At 44.7% G+C, this 12072-nt stretch carries 13 protein-coding genes and 1 pseudogene; 5 read left to right on the top strand and 9 right to left on the bottom strand.

Annotation, left to right across the window (positions count from 1 at the left end):
- Window positions 1-236: DUF29 family protein (locus PN470_RS11045; protein WP_272104543.1), on the bottom strand; the 236-nt coding region annotated here is incomplete at its 3' end.
- A 189-nt stretch (window positions 237-425) separates the two neighbouring features.
- Here PN470_RS11045 and PN470_RS11040 point away from each other — a divergent pair.
- A complete protein-coding gene (locus tag PN470_RS11040; RefSeq protein ID WP_271936304.1) occupies window positions 426-1325 on the top strand; it encodes an ROK family protein in 900 nt (299 codons plus the stop codon).
- Here PN470_RS11040 and PN470_RS11035 read toward each other — a convergent pair.
- Both PN470_RS11035 and PN470_RS11030 read right to left on the bottom strand, forming a co-directional pair.
- Window positions 1285-1494: pseudogene (locus PN470_RS11035) on the bottom strand (helix-turn-helix domain-containing protein); the annotation flags it as partial. The gene PN470_RS11040 and the pseudogene PN470_RS11035 overlap by 41 nt on opposite strands.
- A gap of 257 nt (window positions 1495-1751) precedes the next feature.
- The gene (locus tag PN470_RS11030) at window positions 1752-1829 is read right to left on the bottom strand and encodes a type II toxin-antitoxin system RelE/ParE family toxin (protein ID WP_230458611.1); all 78 of its coding nucleotides are present in this window, start codon (window positions 1827-1829) and stop codon (window positions 1752-1754) included.
- A 273-nt stretch (window positions 1830-2102) separates the two neighbouring features.
- On the opposite strand from PN470_RS11030, the gene PN470_RS11025 reads away from it, so the two are divergent.
- On the top strand, window positions 2103-2336 hold the full coding sequence (locus PN470_RS11025; RefSeq protein WP_133158924.1) for a hypothetical protein: 234 nt from the start codon (window positions 2103-2105) through the stop codon (window positions 2334-2336).
- 149 nt (window positions 2337-2485) lie between these two features.
- Window positions 2486-3133: a PEP-CTERM sorting domain-containing protein gene (locus tag PN470_RS11020; RefSeq protein ID WP_272104541.1), complete on the top strand. Its 648-nt coding sequence runs from the start codon at window positions 2486-2488 to the stop codon at window positions 3131-3133.
- 425 nt (window positions 3134-3558) lie between these two features.
- Here PN470_RS11020 and PN470_RS11015 read toward each other — a convergent pair whose 3' ends face one another.
- The 3 genes from PN470_RS11015 to PN470_RS11005 all read right to left on the bottom strand — a co-directional run bounded on the left by PN470_RS11015 (window position 3559) and on the right by PN470_RS11005 (window position 7014).
- Window positions 3559-4641, bottom strand: a complete 1083-nt coding sequence (locus tag PN470_RS11015) for an ATP-dependent 6-phosphofructokinase (RefSeq protein ID WP_016515635.1) — start codon at window positions 4639-4641, stop codon at window positions 3559-3561.
- Window positions 4642-4893: 252 nt separating this feature from the next.
- Complete coding sequence (gene gltX / locus PN470_RS11010; RefSeq protein ID WP_271935865.1) at window positions 4894-6336, bottom strand: glutamate--tRNA ligase; 1443 nt, start codon at window positions 6334-6336, stop codon at window positions 4894-4896.
- A gap of 201 nt (window positions 6337-6537) precedes the next feature.
- On the bottom strand, window positions 6538-7014 hold the full coding sequence (locus tag PN470_RS11005; protein WP_002735370.1) for an NAD(P)H-quinone oxidoreductase subunit N: 477 nt from the start codon (window positions 7012-7014) through the stop codon (window positions 6538-6540).
- Between the two features lie 293 nt (window positions 7015-7307).
- Between PN470_RS11005 and PN470_RS11000 the strand changes: the two genes are divergently transcribed.
- Window positions 7308-8177 carry an ABC transporter permease gene (locus tag PN470_RS11000; protein ID WP_016515633.1) on the top strand — a complete coding sequence of 290 codons (870 nt, stop codon included), beginning with the start codon at window positions 7308-7310 and terminating at the stop codon, window positions 8175-8177.
- A gap of 49 nt (window positions 8178-8226) precedes the next feature.
- Here PN470_RS11000 and phoU read toward each other — a convergent pair whose 3' ends face one another.
- The 3 genes from phoU to PN470_RS10985 form a co-directional block, all read right to left on the bottom strand.
- On the bottom strand, window positions 8227-8895 hold the full coding sequence (phoU, locus tag PN470_RS10995) for a phosphate signaling complex protein PhoU (RefSeq protein WP_103111956.1): 669 nt from the start codon (window positions 8893-8895) through the stop codon (window positions 8227-8229).
- A 120-nt stretch (window positions 8896-9015) separates the two neighbouring features.
- Complete coding sequence (locus PN470_RS10990; RefSeq protein ID WP_271935864.1) at window positions 9016-10317, bottom strand: sensor histidine kinase; 1302 nt, start codon at window positions 10315-10317, stop codon at window positions 9016-9018.
- A 47-nt stretch (window positions 10318-10364) separates the two neighbouring features.
- Window positions 10365-11117 carry a response regulator transcription factor gene (locus PN470_RS10985; protein ID WP_061430826.1) on the bottom strand — a complete coding sequence of 251 codons (753 nt, stop codon included), beginning with the start codon at window positions 11115-11117 and terminating at the stop codon, window positions 10365-10367.
- A 69-nt stretch (window positions 11118-11186) separates the two neighbouring features.
- Here PN470_RS10985 and PN470_RS10980 point away from each other — a divergent pair, with 69 nt between their 5' ends.
- Window positions 11187-11954, top strand: coding sequence for a creatininase family protein (locus tag PN470_RS10980; RefSeq protein ID WP_272104536.1), 768 nt, complete (start codon window positions 11187-11189; stop codon window positions 11952-11954).
- Window positions 11955-12072: the final 118 nt, after the last annotated feature.

Genomic DNA, 12072 nt, shown 5'->3' with positions numbered 1-12072 from the left:
GCTTGATGATAATCTCGTTGGGATTGCCAGTAAGTTAACTTCAGTAAATGTTCTAAAAGTCGAGTTAATAAACTTTCTAATGCTCGTCGTTCACTTTTCCCCAAATCTGCCAACTCCTCTAATAAATTCTGCCAATCTACCCCTTGAAAATCGCCTTGACGCAATTGGTTGATAGTGTTTTCTAACCAAAGTTGATAATCGCTATCGTAGAGAGTGGGGATGGTAATATTCATCATTTTTAAAATGGGTAAAAATCAGGAAATAAGGTGCAGGTATCTAAACTATAGAAGAAATTTGGGGCTAATCAATCAGCTAGTTTTGCCAGTTTAGCCGAATTATCCTCTCAATCACATCTAACTGCGAAAAAAACCGCCAAAAAGAGTGATAATAAACCTAGCTACTCCCAGAGTAACAAGGAAAGCCCGATGGTGAAAACAGTCATAGGTGTCGATTTAGGTGGAACCGCTATTAAAATTGGTAAATTTGACCAGGAGGGCAATTGTCTCGAATCTCTCAGCTTGCCCACTCCCCAACCCGCTACACCCAAAGAAGTCGCCCTTACCATACATCAAGGCATTTGTCAAGTAAATTTAGATAAAACTTGTCAAGCCATCGGTGTGGGAGCGCCGGGTCCGACGGATGCTCAGGGAAGAATTGCCAAAATAGCGATTAATTTGGCAGGATGGCGGGATATTCCCCTGGCCGATTGGTTAGAAGAAAGTACGGGAATGCCGACAATTTTAGCCAATGATGCCAATTGTGCCGGTTTGGGAGAAGCTTGGTTAGGAGCGGGCAAACGCTTTCAAAACTTGATCCTGTTAACTTTGGGAACGGGAGTAGGAGGGGCAATTATCCTCGATGGTAACTTATTTGTGGGCAGTAAGGGAACGGCCGCAGAATTAGGCTTAATAACCCTCAATTTTGACGGTCCATTGTGCAATAGCGGTAATCAGGGTTCCTTGGAACAGTACGCCTCCCTGCAAGCTATTCGCCGGATGACTGGCAAAGAACCGAAGCAATTGGCAGAATTGGCCGAAAAAGGCGATCAAGGGGCTTTACAATTTTGGCAGGGTTACGGTTGTTTACTGGGGGCTGGTATCGCCAGTTTACTCTATGTTCTCACCCCAGAGGCGGTAATTATCGGCGGCGGTATTAGTGCCAGTGCTAAGTTTTTCTTTCCCTCTCTCCTCACAGAAATCGAAAGACGGGTTTTACCTAGTTCCAGAGAAGGATTAGAGGTGTTAACGGCTGAGTTAGGTAATCGCGCCGGGATGGTGGGAGCTGCTAAATTAGCTTGGCAATTAATCGACCTTCCCAGAAAGTAGAAATACCGACAGATTCCACATTCTCTTCTAGGTTGAAAACTGTTGCTTTATCCCAATTTAACTTACGCGCTAATTCTTCCTGGGTCAGTCCAGCTTCTTCTCTTGCCTGCGCTAATATAACTCCCAGCTTGAAACTGAGATAACCAGACTCGAAGCCTTGGGAAAATTGACGGCTCTTCTAGGTTCTGTGTGATAAGTTGAACTTACTATATGATCGATCGATCTTTGTGTCCTTTGTGTCTTTGTGGTTCGTTCCACCCCCTCGCTCTTGAGAAATGTATCTTAGAATACATTTTACCCACCAAAGCTGGGAGAGCCAATTGACTGTCAGTTTGTTTTCTTCTGTTAATATATTGTTCCACATCACTCATCGTCGAATCTCCTGTTTAAGTAGTCTCGTTTTCGTTGCTCTGCCAAATAAATCTCTTAGGATGGTGTTTTTTGAGTCTTTTTGGCAAATCCGTTCGTTAAAATCATTAAATCATTTTCTCCAAAAAAGCCCAGCAGACGGAATATATTATTGCCAACCTAAACTCTCACTTCCCAAATATCATCAGTATTGACTAATTTTTTCAGGTATTGACTCGGTACAGAATCTAACTCCTGAATTAAGCGTAACACCCAACTTTTTGAGCTTGTTTTCCAGACAGAGAATTTAAAAAATCTTCAACGGGGCTGGCTCCTGACTGGGTACGATAGAAAACAATCTCTTTCATATAATAATCAGTTTAAGGAAACATTTCAATATTTTAGCGATCGCATTTCCTTCGGAGTGTAGTGATTCCATATCGCCCGGCATTGGTGGTGTATTATCTTACATCGTCATCCAATAATTCTGAAAATCCCAAAATCGCTGAAAATCCTGATGCTGCCAAGGAAGTAGCGCAGATACTAGCATCAGCCATGAGGGAGAGAAATGTAAAGATTTATAAAATTGTAGCTTTTAATACAATGGGGGGGGGAGAAGTGTGTATATTTGCCGACGTTTATCTTAAAACCACTAAAAAATGAAATTTGTCTCATTGTTATCCATCTCTGCGCTCACAAGCAGTATCCTCATCGCGACCCCCCAAGCGAAAGCAGCAGTAGTTTTCCTTGACTTGAATACCTTTACCCCTGGGGGACCAGGCACAGGAACATTCGCGGGAACCCTAGGGGGAGTGAACGTTACAGGTTCTATACTCGCTGGTGGCTCCTCTAACTTTCAGATTCTAGGCATTAACCCGACAGATTGGGCAGGAACAACAATCGATAATACTACTCCCCAATACAGCTACAGCAACATCTATACTCCATCCCAAAATTTAGGTGATCGGGTAGGTTATGCTATGTTCGCAGGAGCAAGCAGCCAGAGTGCGACTTTAACGATTCAGTTTAGCTCGCCCGTGACCAATCCCACCTTCCACGTTGCCAATCTTGACGGGATGATCTATGATTTCTCCGATCCCAGCAATGGTTCAATCGCACTCAGTTTATTGAGCGGTAACGGTGGTGGTGGCGATGGCTTAACAGTCGATACCACGAACAAAATCATCGCCGATGCGAATCCGTTTACTGGCGTTGGTCTTTCTCCCTTCACTCCCCCTCCGACTACTGGTACTCGTTCCGCTTACGGTTCTGTGGAGTTATTGGGGACTTTTTCCACCTTGAACATCAAGCTACAGGGAAATCCTAGTCTAACAGTTGCTGGGGATGGTGGAAGCTTTATGATCTCAACTACAGTTCCCGAACCCTCTACAGTCCTCAGCTTATTAACCCTCGGCACTCTCGGCGCAGCTTCAACCCTCAAACGCAAACTCAAACCATAAAAGTAGGCTAAATTGCTTACAAAAATACTATAAATGCCCCTTCATTCAGTCAGTTGAGAGGGTTTTATTTTTTGCCTGTGCTTCTACTTATTAAATTTTATTAATTAATTGCTCAAAAGTAGTTTATTGTGGTAGAAAAAGATTTTTTGGATCGATAGGGTAAAATTTAATAAATATTGTAATTCTATACCATAACGTAAGTTAATTACAGCAGTTATCTTAATGGTGAAATAACTTCTTTATTTGAGGGGTAATTTTAATCGGTGGGGAAAGGGCGATACTTAAGTAGCTGGTTATAATTAAATTGAAGATAGATTTTAGGTTCGATCCCCCCTTAATCCCCCCTTGATAAGGGGGGAACTGATCGTTTTTAACACCTACCTACTTAAGGATTAATTCTCGCACCGATTCCCCTAGATTTAATCTCAATCCCCTAGACAAATACCCAAACCCCTGGCGGTTTTGACTAAAGTTTCTTCGGGATCGACGACGCGATAGGTTTTAATCGCCTCCTCAATGGGAACACTGACCACTTGCCGATTTTGCCAGGCCACCATGCGATCGAATTCTCCCCTGGCGATCAGATCCACGGCCGCCACCCCAAAAGCCGCCCCCAGTAAGCGATCCATCGGAGAAGGAATACCCCCCCGTTGAATGTGGCCCAGGAAAGTCACTCTCGTTTCGGCCCCGGTTTCCCTGGCAACTTCTTCGGCTAAATAGCGACCGATACCCCCGAGACGATCTTCCCCTAGGGCTTCCTTTTGCACTAGGCGATTGCCGGTTTCGGTACGCACAGCCTCGGAGACAATGATCAGAGAAAACTGTTTATCCATACGCTGCCGCTGCCGGATCTTCTCGCAGACCTTCTCTAGTCGGTAGGGAATTTCGGGAATGAGAATGATATCGGCCCCCCCCGCAATACCGGCAGCCAGGGCGATATGGCCGGCATCTCTACCCATAACTTCTAGAATCATCACCCGGTTATGACTAGCGGCGGTAAAATGGAGGCGATCGAGGGCTTCTGTGGCGATATTAGTAGCTGTATCGAAGCCGATGGAGACTTCTGTAGCTCCCACATCATTATCGATGGTTTTAGGAATACCAATCAGATTAATGCCTCCCTGTTGGGCAATACGGCGCAAAATCGCCAGACTACCATCGCCACCGATGCCGATCAGGGCATCCAGTCCCAGACTATGATAGCCGTCGATGATGTCCTGAGAGCGATCGATCAGGGTTCCATCCGGCATCGGGAAAGCGAAGGGATCCCCCTTATTGGTAGTACCGAGAATTGTTCCCCCCATCACCAACAGGCGATCGACTCCTTCAATATCAAAGATCGTGGTTTTGGGGGGACGGCTAACTAATCCGTTCGTTGCTTCTCGAATACCCACCACTTCCCAGCCGTAATTGCCACTGGCATGGTGGACAACGGCACGAATGGCGGCATTTAAACCCGCACAGTCGCCACCACTGGTGAGAATTCCAATTCGTTTTTTTTCACCCATAGGTTTTTGTCAGGAGATTAACAAATCTATATTTAGGGAAAAGTTGCGGATAATGCCTGAAAATTAAGAAAGTTTCTAGATCGTCCCTGACAGCTAGGGGAAAAATCCGCCCCTGTCCCCTCGGTAATTGATCACGAGCAGGGTATGCAGGGCGACACGGATTCCCATTATACTAGAAAGTATATAGCAATATTAGGGCATTTGTCAACCCTAATATGCAAGAAATTTTCTGATAACTGATAGCCAATCAATTTAACTATTTACTGCTTGCTGAAGACGGGATAGATCCCAACCTTTTTGATTGAGAAGTAGCCAAGACTGCATTAAATCCGGACCGTGTAACTCCCCCATCAAAGCAGCGCGTAGAGACTTCATCACCAGACCTTTTTTAACCCGATGGGTTTTAGTGGTTGTCTCCACAATTCCCTTAGCAGCTTCTCCGGTCAAATCGGGAGTAATAGCGGCGAGAATATCCTTGATAATATCCTTAACTCCCTCTAATTGTAATTGACTCAAAGCCTCCTGATTATAATTCGCCACAGGGGTTAAAAGTAAGCGACTTTCAGCGACAGCATCGCTTAAACGAGTTAAACTCGGACCGATGAGAGTAGCCAAACCGATCAACCAAGCTCGATCGGTTTCAGCATCAAAATTATACCCTGCTTCTTGCCAGTAAGGGAGAAGTAAAGGCACTAATTCCTCACCGGTTAAACGATGAAGATATTGACTATTAATCCAATCCAATTTCGTCCAGTCAAATTTTGCCCCCGCTTTATTTACCCGTTCTAAACTAAACACTTCTGCGGCCGTTTCAAGGGTAAAAATTTCTTCAGTGGAATCGGGAGGAGTCCAACCCAGTAGAGTCATGTAATTAACCAAAGCTTGCGGCAGAAAACCCAGTTTTCGGAAATCATCGATCGAAGTGACTCCATCCCGTTTAGATAACTTGCGACCCTCCTGATTTAAGATCAAAGGACTGTGGGCAAACTCCGGCACTTTTGCCCCTAAAGCTTCGTATAAAAGAATTTGTTTAGCCGTATTAGCGATGTGATCTTCCCCACGAATAACATGGGTAATTTCCATATCGATATCATCAACAACTACCGCTAAATTATAGAGAGGCTGACCGAAGTTTTCCTCCGCATTTTCTGGGGTACGAGCGATCACCATATCGCCACCTAAATCACTACCTTTCCAGATGACTTTTTCCCGGATTAAATCCTGCCAAATAATTTCTTGATCGTCGTCAATAATAAAACGAATTACTGCTTTTCTTCCCGCTTGCTCGAATTGAGCTTGTTGTTCGGGGGTGAGATAACGATGACGATTATCGTAACGGGGGGCAAGATTGCGGGCTTTTTGTTCTTCCCGCATTTTTTCCAATTCTTCCGGGGTACAATAACAACGATAGGCTAAACCTCGATCGAGCAGGGTTTGAATAGCTTGACGATAATAATTAAGGCGTTGAGTTTGAAAAAAAGGACCCTCATCCCAATTCAGTCCTAACCATTGTAGGCCCGCTTGAATATTTTCCGTATATTCCGATCGAGAACGTTCTAAATCTGTATCTTCCACGCGCAAGATAAATTTCCCCCGGTGATGATGGGCAAAAAGCCAGTTAAACACGGCTGTGCGTGCTGTTCCAATGTGTAAATTTCCCGTGGGACTGGGGGCAATACGAACTCTAACTGTCACGATCTAACTCCTAGGTTTTTGCGGCAACGATATCCCATGTTATGGCAAATTCACCTAGGCCAACTGGCAAAATTAAGAAAATTAAATAAATAGCTACCAAAGGGTGAGGGAGGAACAACAAACTCTCAATAAATGAAGTTTCCCTCTCCGGGGAGAGGGTTTGAGGATGAGATATTTCAATAACCGTGTTATTTCGGTAATTTAGGCAGCGACTAAAGATTTGCTCAAAGGTTGCCAACGGAAATATCTTTCCCCACCCAATTCGAGGACAAATTTTAACCGGGGTTCCTGTTGACTAAGATTAATTAAGTATTGTTTTTCTTCCGAGGATAAAACAAAACTTTCAATAATCCAAATCACTAAACCTTTAGATTTGGGAGGTAAATTTTCCAATTGATAGGTAGCAATGGGAGGAATAAAATAAACTGGTCCCACGGCTGCTTCCCGACCAATATTTTTTTTACCTAAATGGGGGGGACGGACTCCATGAATGCCGGTAAGATAGGCACTTAAATCCCCTAGACCTCTAGCGGTGATATGCAGGACATTGTAACCAGTGGCCCGTAAACGTCTTTGATAGCGTCCCTCGTAACCCCCTTCTAAGGGTGCGTAAACGCCTAAAGCACCGTATTGTTCCAGATCGCGAATAAATGGTTTTCCTGTGGTCAGTAATGCCATAGCTAGTAAAAAAAATCTTTTTCCCTATAATCGCACGTTTTGTTAAGTTGTGCGTCAGGTGAACAGAAAAAGACTTAGGATCAAAGATAGAGAGGGACAATCGCTACTCTCTCCCGAGGAGGCAATATGTTTCACGATCTCCTTTATCCCAACGGACTGCTTTATGTCCTGATTAAACTAACTGTTTTAGCTTTAGCAGTCTTGCTCTGGTTTATGGTCGTTTCGGCCCCGGCTGTTTGAAAAAACACTGCTCTTGTACAATTAGCGTTCTATGCAATGGCTAAATTTTGTCGATGACTCCTGTTAAATTGCCGATCGATCCTTTTCTGAAACCCAACCTAACCACTAAACTCCTAGGGGTTGGGTTGGTATTGACAATTATTTTTATCCTGATTGCCCTGTTTTCGCCCCTTCTGCAAGCGTTCGGACTGATTCAGGATCCAACCGACATTTTAAGCAATTATCCCCTACAAGCCCCCAGTTCTGCCCATTGGTTCGGGACGAATGTGCGCGGTTATGATGTCTTTTCCCGCACCCTATTCGGGGCGCGAGCGGCCTTGTCCGTGGTATTTTTGGCCACAGGATTATCTTTAGTCATCGGGGTTCCTTTAGGGTTAATTAGCGGTTATTTGGGAGGTAAGATCGATCGCGTTCTCCTCTTTCTCATGGATACCCTCTACACCTTGCCGGGGTTATTATTATCGGTGGCTCTGGCCTTCGTTTTGGGTCGTGGTATCCTCAATGTAGCGATCGCTGTTAGTATTGCCTATATTCCTCAATATTTTCGCGTGGTCAGAAATCAAACCGCCAGCGTTAAAAATGAGTTATTTATCGAAGCGGCACGAGCGATCGGAGCTACACCGGGTCGTATATTATCAAAATATCTTTTCTTTAATGTCGTCCAGAGTGTCCCGGTTCTGTTTACCCTCAACGCAGCGGATGCGATCCTTGTTTTAGGCGGTTTAGGCTTTTTAGGCTTAGGATTACCAGAAGAAGTGCCGGAATGGGGTCATGATCTCAAGGAAGCTTTGGCAGATTTATCTACAGGCATCTGGTGGACGACTTTATTCCCCGGATTAGCAATGACCACGATGGTGGTGGGTTTATCCCTCTTGGGAGAGGGGTTAAGTGAAATTTTAAACCCCCTGAGTCGTAAACGCTAAAAGCAAGGGCCAGAGTTCCAGAGAAATCATCTGAGGAACTTCCACACCCTCAGCCTCTCTGTCCGGTAACGATGTAAGATACCCTTTGGGCGATATTGGTGGCGTGATCGGCCATGCGTTCCAGATGACGGATTAGTAAAGCCATCAGCAAGATTGGTTCCACCACACCCTTAATATCTCTTTGATGGGCGAGAGTGTGATAGAGATAATCATAGGCTCGATCGACCGTATTATCTAGTTCTTTCACCTTTGGACCGGCTTCTTGATCGAGGTCGGCCAGGGCGACAAGGCTCGTGGCTAACATATACTGAGCATGGTGGGACATAGCCTCGATCTCACCCATACAATCGTGGGGAGTATAGGCGAATAATTTGAGAGCTATTTCCGCCAAATCCTTGGCATAATCGCCGATACGTTCCAAATCGCGCACTAATTGCATAAAAGCACTTAAAAGCCGCAAATCTTGGGCTACGGGAGCCTGTAGAGTCATGAGAGTGGCGCAATCTAACTCGATTTGACGGTAGTAGCGATCGATTTCCTTGTCAAGGGAGGGGATTTTTTTCGCCATTTCTAAATCCCTAGCAAAAAGGGATTGATGACTAAGACGAAAGGATTCTTCGACCAAGGTTCCCATTCTCAGAACATCCTGTTCCAATCGCTGGAGAGAACGAGCGAAATAGGTGCGATCGCGATGATTGGTTTCTTTGGATAGGCTCACGGTCGGATTCGCTTAACATAAAACTACTCTTTCTCTACAGTGATAACAAGAAAATTTTCGATTTTGTACAGTTGTCCAGAGAACTTGACAGATTTTTTTTCTCCCCACACCCCACACCCATCACCCCACTGCCTTTTTTTGACGCGGGAGAGTGACTTGTAGGCGAGCGCCGCCGGTGTTAGGATCATTTTGAGCGACGATCGAACCGCCATGGGCTTGAATAATCTCTTTGGCAATCGATAAACCTAAACCGGTACTATAATCCTTTGTGCCTTGTTTTTGACGGGTGCGGGAAGGATCACCGCGAAAGAGGCGATCAAAAACGTAGGGTAGATCCGCTTCATTAAATCCCTTCCCGTTGTCGATAACGTCAATTTTCAGCCATTTTTCCCCGATAGTATCGGATATTTCCCGAATTTCTAGGCGAATTTTCCCCTGATCGGGACTATACTTAATGGCATTATCAAAGAGATTCAGGAAAACTTGCAACAGACGAGAACGATCAACTTCTACCGTCCAATCCACCGGAGAGGAATAATCTAAGCTAATCTGTTTTTGGGCGGCTATTGGGGTGACAGTCTGCCAAGCAGCGCTGATTAATTCCTCTAGATTAATCATCTGGTATTGTAAAGATCGCCCCGCATCCGCTTGTAATTCACTGATTTCTAGCCAATCGCAGACTAATTGACTCAAACGCTCCACTTCTTTCCCCATTTGTTCTAACCAGCGTCTTTCGGGAGCTTGGAGGCGTTTTTGTAAAGCTTCGGTAAGGAGAGAAATGGAGGTTAAGGGAGTGCGTAACTCGTGAGTTAAGTCAGAGAAAGCTCGCTCGCGATTTTGCGATAATTCCACTAAAGGCTGTCTATTTTCGATAAATACAGCGATTTCACCTTCTGGCAAGGGATAACCGTAACCCTTCAAGGCAATCGATTTAGGAGCAATCACTTGGCGATCGCTAATGGGGTTGACAGGATAATTAGTCGGGTAAAAAGTCCAAGTTTGCACCTGTGGACTCTGTTTTTGGCGAGTTTCTTGAATTAATTGATCTAATTCGTAGGATCGCACCAATTCCAGCAGCAAACGTACTTGATCTGGCTGCCAGCGATCGAGTTTTAAGAGGGTAATTGCCTGTTGATTACACCAGAGTAGTTGATTATCGGCATCTATACGAAGATAGGCGATCGGCGCTAGTTCTAGCAAGGATTTCTGAATTTCTAAACTCTTTTCTCGCTCTTGCAGACTTTGGGAGAGAAACTGTAATTCTCGACGCACCAGGGAGGTAACGGGAAAAGAAGCCGACAAATCCGCCGAATCCGAGAGAGCGCTCAGGGTTCGCTTTAACTCTCTATTTAAGCGTGAGACTTGCCAGTAACAAATACTCAAACCTAAAACTACTCCCAAAATAAAAGCGAAAATAGTCATTATCCCAGAAAGCGGCGATCGCTAAACTTGAAAATATAATCGCTCACCTAGCCAAAACGATAACCGAAACCGCGTACAGTAATCAGGTATTCTGGTTGACTGGGATCGATTTCTAGTTTTTCGCGTAACCAGCGAATGTGAACATCGACGGTTTTGGTGTCTCCTAAAAAATCTGGCCCCCAAATTTGTTCAATTAATTGCTCTCTTGACCAAACTCGGCGCGGATAACTCATAAATAGGTCTAGGATACGGAATTCTTTAGGAGAAAGGTTGATTTCTTCATCTCGCACCGTCACCCGACATTCCTGGGGATAGAGAAGAACATCGCGGAATTTTCGCACGGGAGCGGCAGCTAGGGAAGTAAATCCTTGACGACGAATGAGAGCGCGACAACGAGCGACTAATTCTCGCATACTAAAGGGTTTAGTCAGATAATCATCGGCACCCACTTCTAAACCCAAAACTCGATCGGTTTCGCTGGCCTTAGCACTTAAAATTAAAATCGGGATAATATTGCCGTGATAGCGCAACAGACGACAGATATCAAGACCGTTGATTTGGGGTAACATTAAATCCAAAACGACCAAATCAAAACGAGATTCACCGTGATTAGATTCTTGACTTTGCAGTAATTCTAGGGCAACGCGACCATCACTAACACCGAGAGCCTCGTAACCTTCTTCTTCCAAAGCCAAAATAATCATATCCCGAATCACTTCTTCGTCTTCAACGATTAAAATCCGATGATTGGGAACGAAATCCGTACTCGCCGACAAGGGGGGGGTGTCAAGGGTTAACATAAAAATACTTGATTATTCGTCCTAATTTTATCTCAATTGGTCAACCTGCACTCGGGGGGGTAGAGCCGAATGTTATTACAGTTATCCACCTGGTTAGAGGTGGAATCCTATCTAGAACAATCTCAGGGAATTATTATTCCTATTGGTTCCACGGAACAACACGGGCCGACGGGACTGATTGGTACAGATGCTCTCTGTGCGGAGGCGATCGCTAAAGGAGTGGGGAAACAGGTACGAGCAATGGTAGCACCCACCTTAAATGTGGGTATGGCCCTACATCACACGGCTTTCCCTGGTACAATTAGTCTTCGTCCTAGCACTTTGATTCAAGTCATCCTCGACTATGTGACTTGTTTAGCTAGAGCCGGTTTTCGTCAATTTTTCTTTATCAATGGTCACGGGGGCAATATTGCCACCCTAAAAGCCGCTTTTTCGGAAACCTATTATCATTTGGATTCCCTCAATTTGCCTAACACAAACGAGGTTAAATGTCAAGTGGCCAATTGGTTTATGGTGCGAGAAGTTTATCTTTTAGCCAAAGAATTGTATGGAGATCAGGAGGGTTCCCACGCTACACCGAGCGAAGTGGCGTTAACTCAGTATCTTTACCCTGAGAGCCTTAAAAATGCCTTTTTATCCGAAAAAGTGGCTTCTGGTCATGATATTTACGGTGCGGCTAATTTTCGCCAAAATTACCCCGATGGTCGTATGGGTTCCAATCCTGCTTTAGCGACTCCCGAACACGGTCAGAGATTCTATGAATTAGCGGTGAAAGAATTGAGTAATACTTATCTAGAATGGCTCTCTTGTCCTTTGTCTAAGTTGATTAGTGACTAAGCCACCGAGACCCGGAATAATTTAACTGTAACCCTAAGTAAGTAGCTGGTTATAATTAAATTAAAAATGGATTTTAGGTTCGATCCCCCCTGCCCCCCTTGATAAGGGGGGTGCCGAT

Origin of the sequence: Microcystis sp. CS-574 (genome assembly GCF_028329095.1) — a bacterium.
In the GTDB taxonomy this organism is placed as follows: Bacteria; Cyanobacteriota; Cyanobacteriia; order Cyanobacteriales; family Microcystaceae; genus Microcystis; species Microcystis ichthyoblabe_A.
This window is presented reverse-complemented; position numbering and strand designations above follow the sequence as displayed.